This window comes from Mesorhizobium sp. WSM4816 (genome assembly GCF_055811535.1).
This window is the reverse complement of record NZ_JBVVQR010000014.1, coordinates 107,581-122,447: the sequence shown is the minus strand read 5'-3', so window position 1 is coordinate 122,447 and position 14,867 is coordinate 107,581. Positions and strand designations below refer to the sequence as shown.

Genomic DNA, 14,867 nt, shown 5'->3' with positions numbered 1-14,867 from the left:
TAGCGCTCGTCGGCGAATGCAGCTTGCAGCGAAGCCCCCACTTTTGTTGTTCTGATAGGTGAGTGGTCGCCTGCATGAGCAGGCTGCGAAGGGAGTGTCATGACAGGGCCTGCAACCGACACGATATCATTTGGTCCCTTTACGCTTGCCGTCCGCGAACGGCTGCTCTTGCGGCAAGGCACCACCGTCGATCTGGGCGGGCGCGCTTTCGATATCCTGGCTACTTTGGCTGCCCGCTCCAACGAGGTGATCAGCAAGAGGGATTTATTGGCGGACGTCTGGCCCGACGTCACCGTCGAGGAGGGTAGTCTGCGGTTTCACATGGCCAATCTCAGAAAGGCGTTGGGCGACGGCAAGGACGGCGCGCGCTACATCGCTACCTTGAAGGGCCGGGGCTATTGCTTCGTGGCGTCGGTCTCGCGATCGGGTGGTCGCAACGATGCGCGAAGCGAGGCTGCCGCCAGCTACCCGCAGGCCAACCTCCCGAGCCGACTAGCTCGCATGGTTGGGCGAACCGACGACACGGCCGCACTTTCCGCGGAGCTGGCGGCCGCGCGCTTCGTCACGATCGTCGGCACGGGTGGGGTCGGCAAGACCACCGTTGCAGTGGCGGCCGGGCATCACGTCGTCGATGCGTTTGCCGGCGCTGTGCATTTCGTCGATCTTGGCGCGCTGAATGATCCCAACCTGGTTGCGCCGACTGTAGCCTCGATGCTGGGCCTGTCGCTTCAGTCTGACGACGCCACGTCCGCTCTCATCACATACCTGGCTGACAAGAGAATCCTCCTGATCCTGGATACCTGCGAGCATGTCATAGACGCGGCGGCAGACCTGGCCGCCCGTATCTTCGCTTCCGCGCCGCATGCCCACATCTTGGCGACGAGCCGGGAGGCTCTCCAGGTCGAAGGCGAGCACGTCTCCAAGCTGGCGCCGCTTGCTTACCCGCCGGACGATCTGGAACCCACCGCGGCAGTCGCGCAGGCGTTCCCTGCGACCGAGCTGTTCTTGGAGCGCGCAGCAGCAAGCGGTGCTCGTCTTGACCTCGACGATTCGGATGCGGGGGTCGTGGCGCACATCTGCCGGAAGCTTGATGGCGTACCACTTGCCATCGAACTGGCAGCAGGACGGGTTGCGAGCTACGGCCTGCAGAAGACCGCGATGCTTCTCGACGAACGCCTGGCCCTCATGTGGCCGGGACAGCGCAGCGCACCGCCGCGCCAGAAGACACTTCAGGCTACTCTGGACTGGAGCTTCGGGCTTCTGTCCGAATTCGAGCGCCTGGTGCTTCGCCGGCTTGCCGTTTTCGTCGGTCATTTTTCGATCGATGCCGCGCTGACAATAGTAACGAGCCCGACCGTGGACGATGCGCTCGTATTCAGCGCCATCGATAGTCTTGTGGCGAAGTCGATGGTCGCGGCGAGGCCAGCCGGTGCAACGATGCGATATCGACTGCTCGATACGACGCGGGCTTATGCCCTTCAGTTCGAGGTCCAGGATGCGGAACTCACGGAACTGGCCGCCCGGCACGCGACCTACTGTCTGCGATGGCTGGAGGATAAGGGGAATGAGTGGCCTACGTTGTTGAGCGCGTCGCAACGATCACTGCACCTCGCGGGCCTTGCCAATGTGCGTGGGGCTCTGGATTGGTGTTTCGGATCCAACGGGGATGCCAAGCTCGGCATTCGTCTTGCCGCCGCCGCTGCTCCGCTTTTCCTGTCGATGTCCTTGCTCACCGAGTGCCATCGCTGGAGCTCCCGGGCAATTTTCGCTCTCGACGACTCCATGCGCAGCGGACGCGAGGAGATGCACCTTCAGGCGGCCCTTGGAGTTTCCCTGATGTTCACGCACGGGGGAAGGGACGCAGCGCGCGAGGCGCTGAACAGAAGCTTCTCCATTGCCGAGCAGCGCAGCGATGCGCTCGACCAGATTCAGGTTCTCGGGCCGCTGCAGATGTTCCATTTGCGTACGGGAGATTTCAGGACCGCGCTCCGCTACGCGGAGCGTTGTACCGTCATTGCCGGCGCGCTGGAAGACTCCGTCTCCACGACATTGGCGCATTCGTTGATGGGAATATCGCTTCACCTCAATGGAGAACTAGCTCGCGCCCAGACCTCGCTTGCGGCAGCATTGCGATACGGGCCGCGTTCCGGTCGGACCACGACCAACTATCTCGGCTTCGACGGGAGAATCCTGGCCGGCGCGATCCTGGCAAGAACGCTTTGGCTGCAAGGCCATCCGGATCGGGCGGTGGAACGCGCGCTGCTGACGATCAAGGACGCCGAGATCCTGAACCATCCGCTGACGCTTTCGATCGCTCTTGTCTGGGCCGTTTCCGTGTTCCTTTGGGTCGGCGATCTCGACCGCGCGGACGAGCATATAGACCGTCTCTGCTTGCGTGCGGAACCCCACTCGCTCGGACCGTATCTGGCGCTAGGACGAGGCTTCAAGGGAGAACTGGCCATTCGTCGAGGCGATGCGGAAAAGGGAATCGAGAGCCTGCAACACAGCCTCGCGGAGCTCCACGCAGCACCCTACGAACTGCTCACCACTCCGCTCAACGTCGCGCTCGTTCAAGGCCTTGCCGCCACGGGCCGGCTCGCGGAGGCCCTCGCACTGCTCGACGACACGATCCTGTCGGTCGAGGCAAACGGAGATCTCTGCTATATGCCGGAGTTGCTGCGCGTGAAGGGCCGCCTTGTTTTGGCGTCAGTGCAGTCTGGCGACGAGGCTGAAACCTACTTCAGCCGGTCACTCGAAATGAGCCAGGGTTGGGGCGCGTGGGGGTGGGAGTTGCGCGCCGCGGTCGACCTGGCTACCCTTCTGATCGATCGCAGACAACACGAAACCGCCCGGGCGCATCTCCAGCCGCGGTTCGAGCGCTTCGTTGAGGGTTTGGATACTGCTGATCTGAAGTCAGCTGCACGTCTGCTCGCGACGCACAGTTAGTCTGGCTCGGCAATCGCGACGGACCTCATCGAGCGGAATGGTGGCCCTACGATTATATTGTGCCATGAGCAGAAAAGCGGTGTGAAGTGACATTGATGCTTACGCTTTGAAAAAAGAATGAAATGAGTCACATATCAGAGAGGCCGGCAGTGTCAGTCCGCCCAATCTCGTGGTTTAAAATCTATGTGTAAATACAGAAAATTGGCCATAGCGCCTATGATGGACTGGACGGACCGGCATTGCCGGTTCCTGCATCGCCAGTTGACGCGCCGGGCCTTGCTCTACACCGAGATGGTCGTCGCCGACGCGGTCATCCATGGCGACCGCGAGCGCTTGCTTGGTTTCGATGATACGGAACATCCGGTCGCGTTGCAGGTCGGCGGCTCCGATCCGCAGAAGCTTGCCGAGGCGGCCCGCATTGGCGAAGCGTTCGGCTATGACGAGATCAACCTCAATGTCGGCTGCCCGTCCGACCGCGTCCAGTCGGGTACGTTCGGCGCCTGCCTGATGAAGGCACCGGACCTGGTCGCCGATTGCGTCGCGGCGATGAAGACTTCTGTCGGCATTCCGGTCACCGTCAAATGCCGCATCGGCGTCGACGAGCAGGATCCTGAGCCGGCGCTCGATGCGCTGGCGGACGGGGTTTTCGCGGCCGGCGCCGACGCGCTGTGGGTGCATGCCCGCAAGGCGTGGCTGGAAGGGCTGAGCCCGAAGGAAAACCGCGACATCCCGCCGCTCGACTACAACAGGGTGTATCGGCTGAACGCCAAAAAACCAAATAAATTCATCGGCATCAACGGCGGCATTCAATCTCTTGAAGAGGCGCTTGACCACCTTGATCATGTCGACGGCGCCATGCTCGGCCGCGCCGCCTATCATACGCCGGGCATTCTGGCAGGCGTCGACGCGGCGTTTTACGGCGAGAAGCCCAAAACGTTCGATTTTGCCGCGCTGATCGATGCGATGGCGGATTATGCGGCACGCCATATTGAGCGGGGCGGGCGGCTTGGCCATGTCACCCGTCACATGGTCGGCCTGTTCCACGGTCTGCCCGGTGCGCGCCGTTACCGGCAGATCCTTTCGACCGATGTGACAAGGCCCGGCGCCGGACCGGATGTGCTGAAGGCGGCTTTCGCTGCCGTCGATTTTAGCGGGACGGACGCGGAAGCCGCCTGACTGTTCAATCGCGCAAGATCATGCGGTCGCCGCGCACGTCGAAACCGGACAGTGAGCCGATGAAATTCATGCCGAGCAGGCTCTGGCCGAGCATGCCGGGCGCGGCGATCATGACCGGCATGTCCTTGCGCACGATCCCGCCGATCGCCAATTCGTCGGTTCTCACGGCGGCGGCGCGCGCCATGCCGTTGGCGGTGGAAACCGGTATGGTGAAATTGAGAGCGGCTGGGTTGAAGCCGGCCGCTTGCGCGTCCTGCGCGGTCAAGACGGTGCTGGTTGCGCCGGTATCGACCACAGCCCGGACCGGCGTGCCGTTGACCAGGATGCGCGCTTCGAAATGGCCATTGCCGGCCTTGTCCAGGGTCACCGTGGCACGGCCGTCCTCAAGGCCCAACGCCAGTGGACTGCCGGGAACAAGGCCGGCCGTTACCCGGCTGGCGAAATCCTGCAATTCATAACGGTACTGGTAGCCGGCGATCAGTGCGAGCACGATGGCGGCCCAGGTGCCCAGGCTGCGGGCCATCGTGCCCAAGGGCCTGCCCGATCTGAGCAGGCCGGCGCCGATGAGCGCGACCAGGGCGCCAAGCCAGATCAGCCGGCTGAAATCGTCATTGTCGACGCCGAATGTGCTGCCGGCGGAATCGTTAAGCATAAGCAGGACAACGCCTACCCCGATCAGGATCATAAAAACCCAGAAAACCCGGTTCATATGTGGCTCACGAGAGAGCGTCGCGTTCGCGCGCGAGGCGGGTGCGGCGGGTTTCGCGGCGCGGTCTGCGCTCAACCGTTTCCAGCCGGGCCGGCAGCTCGGCCATGACGCTGCGGCGGATTTCAGGGGTCATCTCGATCCAGGCGCCGATTTCCTCGCGCGTGCGGCCGCAACCGAAGCAGAAGCCGGTTTTCATATCGATCGAACAGACCAGCACGCATGGGGATTCGATGGCCGTCATGTTTATTCTCTCAGGGTTCCGTCAGGAATCCCTCGTCTCGCCTCCACATGGTGTAACGGCAACGCCAATGCAAGCCCTCCGGAATGCGCCGCCGGCAGCCGCTTTCGCGTCAAGGCAGGCAGTTGTGCCGGCCGAGCAAGGCGGCTATGCCGCTCACCAACTCCGGGAACGATGATCAACGACATGACCAGCGCGCTGCCCTTCGACGATTTTCGCAATCTTCTGGCGACCCTGCCACGGGCCGACACGGCAGCCGAAGCCCGCGTCCGTGCGCTGTTTGCCAAGGCCGACAAACCCAAGGGTTCGCTCGGCCGCATCGAGGACATCGCGGCTTGGCTGGCCGCCTGGAGCGGCCGCGCGCCGCCGGCAGTGAACCGGCCCCTGGTGGCGATCTTCGCCGGCAATCACGGCGTCGCTCGCCACGGCATTTCGCCACGGCCTGTCGCTGCCACGGCTAACGCCGTCGAGCTTTGTGCGGCCGGGGGTGCGGCGATCAACCAGATCTGCATCGCCAATGATCTCGGGCTGAAAGTGTTCGATCTTGCGCTGCACATTCCAACCGCCGACATCACCGAGGATGCAGCACTCGACGAGCGCGGCTGTGCCGCCACCATGGCCTTCGGCATGGAGGCGATCGCCGGCGGCGCCGATCTGCTTTGCCTTGGCGACCTCGGCGTCGGCAATTCCACCGTTGCCGCAGCCTTGCTTGCCGCATTGTTCGGCGGCAGTGGCGCAGATTGGGTCGGATCCGGATCGGGCGCCGATGCATCGATGCGGGTGCGCAAGGCGGAAGTGGTCGATGCCGCGCTAGCCTTCCACGGCACAGGTCTCAGGGACCCGCTGGAAGCGTTGCGCCGGGTTGGCGGCCGTGAGCTCGCAGCGATTGCCGGCGCCATCCTCGCCGCCCGGACACAGAAGATCCCCGTCCTGCTCGATGGATTTGTGGCGACAGCCGCTGCGGCGGCGCTGCATGCCGCCGACGCCACTGCGCTCGACCATTGCCTGCTCGCCAGCCTGTCGCCAGAGCCTGCGCATGCTCGGGCCGCCGAGCAGCTCGGCATGCGCCCGGTGCTCGATCTCGGCGTCAGCCACGGCGAGGGGGCAGGGGCGGCACTTGCGGCCGGTCTGGTCAAAGCCGCTGCGCTCACCGCCTCGGGCATGGCAGCGGCGCTTCATTAAGCGTCTATCGCCGGAAGCGTCTATCGCCGGCGCGCAGCAACGGCCCTGGTCGGCAGCGCCGGCAATTCCTCCATCACCCGGCTCAACGGAAAGATGGCGATCGCCTCGGTGCCTTCGCGCAGTTTGGAATGCAGTTCGAACTCGCCGCCATGCATGGCGAGCAGGCTTTGGACGATCGGCAGGCCAAGCCCGGTGCCTTGCTCGGCGCTCTTGATGGCGATGGAGCCCTGGCCGAAGGCGGACAGCACGACTGGAATCTCGTCTTCCGGAATGCCGGGCCCATTGTCTTTGACGGAGAAGTATTGGCCGCCGCCCGCCGTCCAGCCGACGCGCACGCGGATCTCGCCGCCAGTTCCGGTGAACTTGATGGCGTTCGACAAAAGATTGAGAGCGATCTGGCGCACCGCGCGTTCGTCGGCGAACAGGCGCGGCAAGGCGTTTTCGAAATCCTGGACGATGCGGATGTCCTTGTTGCGCGCCTTCAGCTCCATCATGTGACAGCAATCCTCGACGACGGAAAGCAGCAGCATCGGCTCTTCGTTGAGCTGGTAGCGGCCCGCTTCGATGCGCGACAGGTCGAGGATTTCGTTGATCAGGTCGAGCAGGTGCTGGCCAGAGTCATGGACGTCGCGAGCATAGTCGCGATAGGTCGGATTGCTCATCGGTCCGAGCACTTCGTTCGCCATCACCTCGGAGAAACCGAGAATGGCGTTGAGCGGCGTCCGCAACTCATGACTCATCGAGGCCAAAAACCGCGACTTTGCCAGGTTGGCGTCCTCCGCCCGTCGGCGCGCTTCGTCCGACATCGATTTCGCCGTATCCAATTCGGCAATCAGCGCGTCCTTTTCGGAGCGGAACGAGAGCAGCATCAAGGACGAGCGATTGAGGCGGCGCGCCACATAGGCGAAGAAGGGCAGCGCGACAATCAGCAACCCGGCCATGATCAACTCGACCGGCATCCACTGCCTGGCGCCGGCATAGGCGTAGGCGGCCACTGGAACGGCGAAAGTCGCCAGCAACGCACCGCGCAACGATGACGCTGTGATCGCCGTCGCCGCCATGGCAAGCAGCAGCACCACACCCTTGATCAACTGGAACTGGTCGACCTGGCAGGTGTCGCAACCGAGCCAGGCAAACCAGGCCCAGCCCAGGCCGCAAAGGAAATGGCCTATCAGGAAATCACGGTGCGTTTGCAGCGGGTTGAGTTCGGCAGCTTCCGTTCGGTCGACGCGCCTCGCCATGAACACGACGATGGCGTAGCAGATGAGTATAAGAAGCGCCCAGACGCCAATTGCCTTTCCGACGCCAGCAAACAGACCGGTCGCGGCGGTCGCCAGGACGAGAAGCGGAACTATGATCGCGCCGCCTATCATCGCACGGGCGTGGAGTTTCAAAAGCTCCCGGTCGAAATCAGGATTTCCGGCCTGCTGCGAAAGACGGTCGCGCGTCTTGCGCACCGCGCGCGCCACATCGCTGTTGCGATGGGGTTTCCGGCGGTCCACAATAAACTTGTCCGCTGTGGTCGAACGTTGCGAGGGCATGGAGACTTCAACTTATGCGGGCAGCGGTTTCAAATTGTTAAGCTACGTTCGAATGATTAACCAACGGTTTGCCATATGAGCCGTTCGTGGTCGCGGCGGCCGGGACTGCGATACGTCCCGCCGCGGCCGCGAAGCCTTTGGCGCCGGCTGGTGGACTACGCACTGGCCATGCTTGTCCTCGGTCTGCTGATCCTTCTGGCGGCGCGCCTTGATCGGATCGAGACGCGCAAGGCTGAGGGTGCCGCCGTCGTCAATGACGGCGATACGATCACGCTCGGTACCGAGCGTATCCGCATGCGCGGCATTGATGCGCCAGAATATTCGCAGATCTGCCGCAAGGACGGCGCCGACTATCCCTGCGGCAAGCTGGCGCGGCAGTCGCTGGTGCGTCTGATCTCAGGCAAACCCGTCTCCTGCACCGGCTGGCAGCGCGACCGATACCGCCGGCTGCTCGGCGATTGCAACGCCGGCGGCAAGGATCTCAACCGCGCCCAAGTCGAGGCCGGCTGGGCAGTTGCCTATGGCGATTTTGAAACCGAGGAGGCCGCTGCCCGATCAGGCAAGGCTGGCATCTGGGCCGGCACTTTCGACGAGCCGCACGATTGGCGCGAGAGCCGCGATCACGAAGTGGTCGAAAGAAAGCACGGTCGCTTGGCTTCGATCGGCGATGGCTTGCGAGAAATTTTTCGCTTCTGGTGATGGTCAACCCTATAGTGTTGCAACAGAGCGAGGTGCGTCCAGTCGGACGCACAAGCCATGCGCTGAGATTTTTTTAATCTTCGCGTCGTGCTTTCCGGCAATCGATTCCGGCCGTCGGGCCGGTGCGAAAGGAGGATGGATGAAACTCTTCGACGGCGGCCGGGCGCCCAATCCACGGCGGGTTCGCGTCTTTCTCGCTGAAAAGCGGCTTGAGGTTCCGCTGGTGCCCGTCGACATGGGAGCGCTGGAGCACAAAGAGCAGCCGGTCAGTTTGCGCAACCCGCTGCAGCGCCTGCCGGTGCTCGAACTCGACGACGGCACCATCATCACCGAATCCGTCGCCATCTGCCGCTATTTCGAGGAACTGCACCCGGAACCGGCGTTGTTCGGCCGCGGCGCGCTCGGCAAAGCGCTGGTCGAGATGTGGCAGAGACGGATGGAGCTCAACTTGCTCAATTGCGTCAGCGCCGCGTTCCGACACGTCCATCCGGCGATGAAGGAATGGGAGATCCCGCAAATTCCCGAATGGGGCGAGGCCAACAAGCCGAAAGCCGTTGCATTCCTGAAACTGCTCGACGACGAACTGGCGAACCGCGAATTCGTTGCCGGCGACGCCTATTCGATCGCCGACATCACCGGGCTGATCGCCATCGACTTCATGAAGCCGGCGCGTATCAAGGTGCCGGAAGACTGTGCCAACGTGCTGCGCTGGCATCAGGCGATCTCCAGCCGGCCGAGCGCCGCCGCCTGAGAATGGCCCCAGGCATGAGTGAAGAGCTGGAAAACTTCGCGGCGAGGGTGCGCGCCTGCCGAATCTGCGTCGAAAACCCGGTCGGCCGGCCGCTGCCGCATGAGCCGCGCCCGGTGCTCAGGCCGTCGTCGAGCGCCCGTATCCTGATTGCCAGCCAGGCACCGGGCACCAAGGTGCATATGTCAGGCATGCCGTTCACCGACGCCTCCGGCGATCGGTTGCGGGACTGGCTGGGCGTCAGCAGCGAAGAATTCTACGACACGACAAAATTCGCCATCGTGCCGATGGGCTTTTGCTTTCCCGGCCAGGATGCCAAGGGCGGCGACCTGCCGCCGCGCCGCGAATGTGCAGCGGCCTGGCGTGCGCCGCTGATGGCGCTGATGCCGCATATCGATCTGGTGCTGACGATCGGCATCTATGCGCAATCCTGGCACATGGGCGCCGCGCGCCGGCCCTCGCTGACCGAGACGGTGATGGATTGGCGCACCATCTGGGATGCGCCCACCATCCCGAAAGTGCTGCCGCTACCGCATCCGTCGTGGCGCAACACCGGCTGGCTGAAGCGCAATCCGTGGTTTGAAATGGATTTGCTGCCGTTTCTGAGATCGGAAATCCGCTATCGCCTCGGCTGACGCGTAAGCAAGAAATCACTCGCTTTTGCGCCATCTGACAGAATTTCTTTCTTGTGATCGGCCCAAATAAGAAGGACTATAGCCAATCTATTCCTGATCTATCCCGTGGGAGCACCCAAATGGACCGCCTTGACAGAAAAATCCTCCGCCTCTTGCAGGAGGACGCGACGCTCGCGGTCGCCGATGTCGCCAAGAAAGTCGGACTGTCGACCACGCCCTGCTGGCGGCGCATCCAGAAGCTCGAGGAGGAAGGCGTCATCAAGCGGCGCGTCGCCATCCTCGATCATGAAAAGGTCAATGTGCGTGTCACCGTGTTCGTGTCGATCCGCACCAATTCGCACAGCCATGAGTGGCTGCGGCGCTTTTCGGAGGTCATCCAGGAATTTCCGGAAGTGGTCGAGTTCTACCGGATGAGCGGCGACGTCGACTATCTCCTGCGCGTGGTGGTGCCCGACATCGCTGCTTACGACGCCTTCTACAAGCGGCTGATCGCCAAGATCGAGATCCGCGACGTCTCGTCGTCGTTTGCCATGGAACAGATCAAATACACGACAGAAATGCCGCTCGACTACATGGTTCTGGACAAGGAATCGGGCGCCAACGCGGCCTGAGGAGTTTTCGCTTAGTTCTTCTTTTTGTTGAGGAAACTCCATGGCGAGTTTGCCGGTAGCGTGATCGTGTCCGGCACGAGATCGACATCCGTCACCTCCGCCTTGCGTACGGTGTAACCCGACTGGATCACGCTGACACCGTCGAGGATGAAGAGCTGACTTTTCTCCATGCCCGGCTCCAGCGCGCCGGTCACGGCAACCGGCTGATAGGCTTGCGACATTCTGTAGGGGCGGGCGGGCGTGACGAGGACGATCTGATTGGGCGGCGGCGTCGGCATGTGGCTGCACGCCCCTGTCCACGGCACCAGCAGGAACTGATAGACGAGATCGCCGTCGCGATCGAGCGGCAGCGCGTAGCCCGCCAGTTGGATGGCCTTGTCTCGCAAATTGACAGACAGCGTCTCGCCACGGTCAGGCATTTTTGCCGCGACCATCGGCAATCCGACACTTTCGGCAGCGGGCTGGGTCGCCGGGCGCAGGTCCTTCCAGAATATGCGCGCGGTTTCGGCGGAAGCGCTGCCCGCCACTATGGAAATCAGCACGGCCGCCAGCGCCGCTGTCGATTTGAAACGATTGCTCACCGTGTGCTCTCCATTTGACAGGAGTAAAGCTGCCGTCGCCGACAGCGTCAACGTTCGAGCCGCATCACATGCCGGCGCGAGCCGGCCATGCCGATCTCATGGAATCCGCGGGCCACGAACATCTCTCGAAAGCCCATGAAACGGTAGCTCGGCGATGCCTGGTCGACCGGATAGGCCTCGATGGTCCTGGCGCCTTTGGCGAAGGCGTGATCGATGGCCGCGTCGAGCAGGGCGCTTGCCAGTCCACGGCCGCGCGACGCCCTCAGCACATAGAAGCAAACGATCGACCAGACGCCCGCCTCGCTGTCGTCCTGCGCCTGCGACAGCTTGCGATAGGTCTCGCGTGGCGCCACGGAGCACCAGCCGACGGTGTTGCCTTGGGCATGGGCAACGATACCGACCGGCGTGCCGGCTTCGATGAGCGCCATCATGGCCCGTCTCCGCTCATCGTTGGACGCGTGCTCGCGGTTTTCGAGGTGGCGCCAGGCCATGCACCAGCAATATTTCGGGCCGCCCGCCTGCTCGAACAGGTTTTCGAAATCGGCGCGCGTGGATCGCGTCACCTCGGTGAAGCGGATCTGGCTCCGGTCAGCCTTTCCTGGCGAGCCGCTCGAGCGTCTTGGCATCGGAAAGCTCCCGTGCAGCGTCCTTGCCGATCCAGCGCGCCGTCTTGTCGGTCGATCCGGCAAGCTTCTGTGCCAGGGCAAGGGCAGCGCCGTGCAAATTCATCGACCGCTTGCCGATAGAGCGAAGCGCCCAGTTCACTGCCTTCTTCACAAAATTACGGGCATCGGCGGCGTGCGCTTCGATGATCGGCAGGAAGTCGAGGAAGGTCGTCTCTGGCTCCTTCTTCCGGTGGACGACCGACCAGGCCATCATGGCAAAGGCCGTGCGTCGAACGAACTCGCGTTCGTCGGCCGCGAACTCTTCTATCAGCTCCTTCCAGCAATCCGTATCGACAAAGAGATCGGAGACGCCGTCGACGATATCCCACGAGTCGAAAGTCGCCGCCCATCGTCTTGCATCCGCAGCAGAAAACCGCTTCGGATCGGCTGTGACGGAAGCGATGAACTGCGCTTCCATTATGCCCGACTGCCATAGTTCGAAGGCACGCTCATGGTTGCGCTTGATTTTCTTGGCAATCTGCCTCTGCACGCCATGCGAGATTCCGAGCGCACGTTCGATCTTGATGCCGTAGCGCAGCATGCCAAGGCGGTTCTCCTGCGAGCCGATCGAGCGCAGATGGGCGACAATCTCCTCGGCGCTGGAGTGAGGCGAAAGCTCGGCCACGACAAAACCTACTTCTCCAATCGCGCCAGCAGCGAAGACGTGTCCCAGCGTTTGCCGCCCATGCCCTGCACATCCTTGTAGAACTGGTCGACAAGTGCCGTCACCGGCAGCTTGGCGCTGTTGCGGTCGGCCTCCGCCAGGCAGATGCCGAGATCCTTGCGCATCCAGTCGACGGCGAAGCCGAAATCATATTTGCCGGCATTCATCGTCTTGTGGCGGTTCTCCATCTGCCATGAGCCGGCCGCGCCCTTGGAGATCACCTCGATGACCTTTTCGATGTCGAGCCCGGCCTTCTTGCCGAAATGAATGCCTTCGGCCAGCCCTTGGACAAGGCCGGCGATGCAGATCTGGTTGATCATCTTGGTGAGTTGGCCGGAGCCGGCCGGGCCCATCAGCCCGACCATGCGGGCATAGGCATCGATGACAGGCTTCGCCTGCTCGAAGGCTTTCTGCTCGCCGCCGACCATGACGGTCAGGATGCCGTTTTCGGCGCCGGCCTGACCGCCGGAGACCGGTGCGTCGAGGAACGAAAAACCGCGAACTTGCGCCTTCTCCGCCAGTTCGCGCGCGACTTCAGCCGAGGCCGTGGTGTTGTCGATGAAGATGGCTCCCTTCTTCATCGACTGGAACGCACCCTCGGCTCCGATCGTCACCGCGCGCAAATCATCGTCATTGCCAACGCAGCAAAAGACAAAGTCCTTGCTGTCGGCGGCCTCAGCCGGCGTGTCGGCAACACTGCCGCCATGCTGGGCAACCCATTGCTCGGCCTTTGCCTTGGTGCGGTTGTAGACGGTGATGTCGTGGCCGCCCTTGTTCCTGAGATGTCCGGCCACTGGATAGCCCATGACGCCAAGACCGAGAAATGCCACCGATGCCATTTTTTCGAATCCCTTCAATCCTGTTTTCCGGCCTTCTTAGCGGATCAGGCAAGGCGATGGGAGTCAGCGTTGCAGATGGATGGTGATGCGTCGTTCGATCCATTCGACCGCGTGGCGGAGTATCTCGACAATGATCAGATAGATGATCGCCGCCCAGACATAGGACTGGAAGTCGAAAGTGCGCGAATAGGTGAGCTTGGTGATGCCCATCAGATCATAGACGGTGATGATGGCTACGATCGCCGAGCCCTTGATCATCAGGATGATCTCGTTGCCGTAGGGACGCAGCGCCACGATCAGTGCCTGCGGCAGGATGATCTTCCACATCGTCTGCAATTTGTGCAGGCCGAGCGAGGCGGCGCCCTCCCACTGGCCTCTGGGCACGCTCTCGATCGCGCCGCGCAGGATTTCAGCCTGATAGGCGGCAGTATTGAGCGAGAAGGCGAAGATTGCGCAGTTGAACGCCTCCCGGAAAAAAACCCAGAGGCCAATCATATCGAGCTGCGGCCGGAACGAGCCTACGCCGTAATAGACAAGGAAGGTCTGGGCCAGCAGCGGCGTGCCGCGGAAGAAATAGACATAGGCGTAGGCAAGACCTGAAAGAAACCGGTTTTTCGACATGCGGGCATAGGCGATCGGCACCGACAGGACCGCGCCAAGCACGATCGAGATGGCGACCAGCAAAAGCGTCACACCTAGCCCTGTCACATAGGATGGCGCATATTTCGCGAAAAGCTCGCCGTTCCAGGCGACGATGAGGTACGCAGCAATCCCGGCGAGAAAAGCTATCCACATACAGACCAGCGCGTAGCCGAGAATACGTTGGCGCGGCCAGCCGTGCGGGATTGCTGGCGGTTTTTCGACCTTCCTCGCCACGTCGGCTGCTGCCGCACTCATCGCTGCACCTGCTGGCGGCCGACCGCACGTTCGATCGCATTGATGCCGAAAGACGATATGATGGCGAGGAGCAGATAAATAAGCGCGGCAACACCGAAAAACAGGAAGGCGTGCTTGGTGACGCGGGCGGCGACGCCCGCTTGCCGCAATATGTCGGTAAGACCGATGGCGGAAACCAGGGCGGTATCCTTGAGAAGGATGAGCCACAGATTGGCAAGACCCGGCAGTGCGATACGGATAAGCTGCGGCAGCACCACAAGGCGCATCGTGTGCCAGCCAGACAGGCCAACCGAATAGCCGCCCTCATACTGTCCCTTCGGGATGGCGCGGAATGCCGAGAGGAAGACCTCGCTGGCGTAGGACGAGAAGACGACGCCGAGCGCGATCATGCCGGAAACAAAAGCATTCACTTCGACCGCGGCGGTCGGGTCAACCAGGCGCATCAATTGCTGGATGCCGATTTGTGCGCCGTAAAAGATCATGAACAGGGTCAGCAGTTCAGGCAATCCACGAAAGATCGTGGTGTAGATATTGCCGGCCAGCCGCAGCGACGGCTCGTTGGATTGCTTGGCCAGCGCAACCAGAAAGCCGATCACCAGACCGAGAGGCAGGGTCGCGGCTGCAAGCAAAACGGTGATGAAAACACCATAGGCGATGTCGTCGAGCCAGCCTTCGGCTCCCCAACTGAGCAGCGTCCAAACGCTTTGCATCCGCCTGCCTGTTCTCCTCTATGCTT

General features: G+C 62.3%; 17 protein-coding genes. 7 read left to right on the top strand and 10 right to left on the bottom strand.

Annotated features, from left to right (window positions below; genetic code table 11):
* Nucleotides 1-99 precede the first annotated feature (99 nt).
* A complete protein-coding gene (locus AC0L3H_RS17200; protein WP_473586265.1) occupies nt 100-2,946 on the top strand; it encodes an ATP-binding protein in 2,847 nt (948 codons plus the stop codon).
* Here the strand turns inward: AC0L3H_RS17200 and AC0L3H_RS17195 are convergent.
* Nucleotides 2,914-3,012, bottom strand: coding sequence for a hypothetical protein (locus AC0L3H_RS17195; RefSeq protein ID WP_473586293.1), 99 nt, complete (start codon nt 3,010-3,012; stop codon nt 2,914-2,916). The genes AC0L3H_RS17200 and AC0L3H_RS17195 overlap by 33 nt on opposite strands.
* A gap of 117 nt (nt 3,013-3,129) precedes the next feature.
* Between AC0L3H_RS17195 and dusA the strand changes: the two genes are divergently transcribed.
* Nucleotides 3,130-4,122, top strand: a complete 993-nt coding sequence (dusA, locus tag AC0L3H_RS17190; RefSeq protein WP_473586264.1) for a tRNA dihydrouridine(20/20a) synthase DusA — start codon at nt 3,130-3,132, stop codon at nt 4,120-4,122.
* 4 nt (nt 4,123-4,126) lie between these two features.
* On the opposite strand, the gene AC0L3H_RS17185 is transcribed toward dusA, so the two are convergent.
* On the bottom strand, nt 4,127-4,831 hold the full coding sequence (locus tag AC0L3H_RS17185; protein WP_473586263.1) for a TIGR02281 family clan AA aspartic protease: 705 nt from the start codon (nt 4,829-4,831) through the stop codon (nt 4,127-4,129).
* Between the two features lie 7 nt (nt 4,832-4,838).
* A complete protein-coding gene (locus AC0L3H_RS17180; protein WP_027151770.1) occupies nt 4,839-5,072 on the bottom strand; it encodes a DUF1289 domain-containing protein in 234 nt (77 codons plus the stop codon).
* 183 nt (nt 5,073-5,255) lie between these two features.
* Between AC0L3H_RS17180 and AC0L3H_RS17175 the strand changes: the two genes are divergently transcribed.
* Nucleotides 5,256-6,251 (top strand): nicotinate-nucleotide--dimethylbenzimidazole phosphoribosyltransferase, encoded by a 996-nt coding sequence (locus AC0L3H_RS17175; RefSeq protein WP_473586292.1) that lies wholly within the window; start codon nt 5,256-5,258, stop codon nt 6,249-6,251.
* A gap of 20 nt (nt 6,252-6,271) precedes the next feature.
* Here AC0L3H_RS17175 and AC0L3H_RS17170 read toward each other — a convergent pair whose 3' ends face one another.
* Nucleotides 6,272-7,792: an ATP-binding protein gene (locus tag AC0L3H_RS17170; RefSeq protein ID WP_473493236.1), complete on the bottom strand. Its 1,521-nt coding sequence runs from the start codon at nt 7,790-7,792 to the stop codon at nt 6,272-6,274.
* Between the two features lie 75 nt (nt 7,793-7,867).
* Between AC0L3H_RS17170 and AC0L3H_RS17165 the strand changes: the two genes are divergently transcribed.
* The 4 genes from AC0L3H_RS17165 (at nt 7,868) to AC0L3H_RS17150 (ending at nt 10,485) form a co-directional block, all read left to right on the top strand.
* Nucleotides 7,868-8,491, top strand: a complete 624-nt coding sequence (locus AC0L3H_RS17165; protein ID WP_473586262.1) for a thermonuclease family protein — start codon at nt 7,868-7,870, stop codon at nt 8,489-8,491.
* A gap of 139 nt (nt 8,492-8,630) precedes the next feature.
* Nucleotides 8,631-9,242 (top strand): glutathione S-transferase, encoded by a 612-nt coding sequence (locus tag AC0L3H_RS17160; protein WP_473586261.1) that lies wholly within the window; start codon nt 8,631-8,633, stop codon nt 9,240-9,242.
* Between the two features lie 14 nt (nt 9,243-9,256).
* On the top strand, nt 9,257-9,874 hold the full coding sequence (locus tag AC0L3H_RS17155; protein WP_473493233.1) for a uracil-DNA glycosylase family protein: 618 nt from the start codon (nt 9,257-9,259) through the stop codon (nt 9,872-9,874).
* Nucleotides 9,875-9,993: 119 nt separating this feature from the next.
* Nucleotides 9,994-10,485 carry an Lrp/AsnC family transcriptional regulator gene (locus AC0L3H_RS17150; protein WP_006333679.1) on the top strand — a complete coding sequence of 164 codons (492 nt, stop codon included), beginning with the start codon at nt 9,994-9,996 and terminating at the stop codon, nt 10,483-10,485.
* 11 nt (nt 10,486-10,496) lie between these two features.
* Here AC0L3H_RS17150 and AC0L3H_RS17145 read toward each other — a convergent pair whose 3' ends face one another.
* The 6 genes from AC0L3H_RS17145 to AC0L3H_RS17120 form a co-directional block, all read right to left on the bottom strand.
* Nucleotides 10,497-11,066, bottom strand: coding sequence for a DUF3299 domain-containing protein (locus AC0L3H_RS17145; RefSeq protein WP_473586291.1), 570 nt, complete (start codon nt 11,064-11,066; stop codon nt 10,497-10,499).
* 47 nt (nt 11,067-11,113) lie between these two features.
* Nucleotides 11,114-11,692 (bottom strand): GNAT family N-acetyltransferase, encoded by a 579-nt coding sequence (locus AC0L3H_RS17140; RefSeq protein ID WP_473586260.1) that lies wholly within the window; start codon nt 11,690-11,692, stop codon nt 11,114-11,116.
* Nucleotides 11,655-12,356, bottom strand: a complete 702-nt coding sequence (locus tag AC0L3H_RS17135; RefSeq protein WP_473586259.1) for a DNA alkylation repair protein — start codon at nt 12,354-12,356, stop codon at nt 11,655-11,657. The genes AC0L3H_RS17140 and AC0L3H_RS17135 overlap by 38 nt, the downstream gene beginning before the upstream one ends.
* Nucleotides 12,357-12,364: 8 nt before the next feature.
* Nucleotides 12,365-13,234, bottom strand: a complete 870-nt coding sequence (locus AC0L3H_RS17130) for an NAD(P)-dependent oxidoreductase (protein ID WP_473586258.1) — start codon at nt 13,232-13,234, stop codon at nt 12,365-12,367.
* A 63-nt stretch (nt 13,235-13,297) separates the two neighbouring features.
* Nucleotides 13,298-14,131 (bottom strand): ABC transporter permease, encoded by an 834-nt coding sequence (locus AC0L3H_RS17125; RefSeq protein ID WP_473586257.1) that lies wholly within the window; start codon nt 14,129-14,131, stop codon nt 13,298-13,300.
* Nucleotides 14,128-14,841: an ABC transporter permease gene (locus AC0L3H_RS17120; protein WP_473586256.1), complete on the bottom strand. Its 714-nt coding sequence runs from the start codon at nt 14,839-14,841 to the stop codon at nt 14,128-14,130. Before AC0L3H_RS17120 ends, AC0L3H_RS17125 begins: the two co-directional genes overlap by 4 nt.
* Between the last annotated feature and the right edge of the window lie 26 nt (nt 14,842-14,867).

Bases quoted from the DNA above. Each gene is read 5' to 3' on its own strand.
- AC0L3H_RS17200 (WP_473586265.1), top strand. From the start codon at position 100: ATGACAGGGCCTGCAACCGACACGATATCATTTGGTCCCTTTACGCTT.
- AC0L3H_RS17175 (WP_473586292.1), top strand. From the start codon at position 5,256: ATGACCAGCGCGCTGCCCTTCGACGATTTTCGCAATCTTCTGGCGACC.
- AC0L3H_RS17180 (WP_027151770.1), bottom strand. From the start codon at position 5,072: ATGACGGCCATCGAATCCCCATGCGTGCTGGTCTGTTCGATCGATATG.
- AC0L3H_RS17170 (WP_473493236.1), bottom strand. From the start codon at position 7,792: ATGCCCTCGCAACGTTCGACCACAGCGGACAAGTTTATTGTGGACCGC.
- AC0L3H_RS17155 (WP_473493233.1), top strand. From the start codon at position 9,257: ATGAGTGAAGAGCTGGAAAACTTCGCGGCGAGGGTGCGCGCCTGCCGA.
- AC0L3H_RS17165 (WP_473586262.1), top strand. From the start codon at position 7,868: ATGAGCCGTTCGTGGTCGCGGCGGCCGGGACTGCGATACGTCCCGCCG.
- AC0L3H_RS17185 (WP_473586263.1), bottom strand. From the start codon at position 4,831: ATGAACCGGGTTTTCTGGGTTTTTATGATCCTGATCGGGGTAGGCGTT.
- AC0L3H_RS17130 (WP_473586258.1), bottom strand. From the start codon at position 13,234: ATGGCATCGGTGGCATTTCTCGGTCTTGGCGTCATGGGCTATCCAGTG.
- AC0L3H_RS17120 (WP_473586256.1), bottom strand. From the start codon at position 14,841: ATGCAAAGCGTTTGGACGCTGCTCAGTTGGGGAGCCGAAGGCTGGCTC.
- AC0L3H_RS17150 (WP_006333679.1), top strand. From the start codon at position 9,994: ATGGACCGCCTTGACAGAAAAATCCTCCGCCTCTTGCAGGAGGACGCG.
- AC0L3H_RS17140 (WP_473586260.1), bottom strand. From the start codon at position 11,692: ATGCCAAGACGCTCGAGCGGCTCGCCAGGAAAGGCTGACCGGAGCCAG.
- AC0L3H_RS17160 (WP_473586261.1), top strand. From the start codon at position 8,631: ATGAAACTCTTCGACGGCGGCCGGGCGCCCAATCCACGGCGGGTTCGC.
- AC0L3H_RS17195 (WP_473586293.1), bottom strand. From the start codon at position 3,012: ATGGCACAATATAATCGTAGGGCCACCATTCCGCTCGATGAGGTCCGT.
- dusA (WP_473586264.1), top strand. From the start codon at position 3,130: ATGTGTAAATACAGAAAATTGGCCATAGCGCCTATGATGGACTGGACG.
- AC0L3H_RS17125 (WP_473586257.1), bottom strand. From the start codon at position 14,131: ATGAGTGCGGCAGCAGCCGACGTGGCGAGGAAGGTCGAAAAACCGCCA.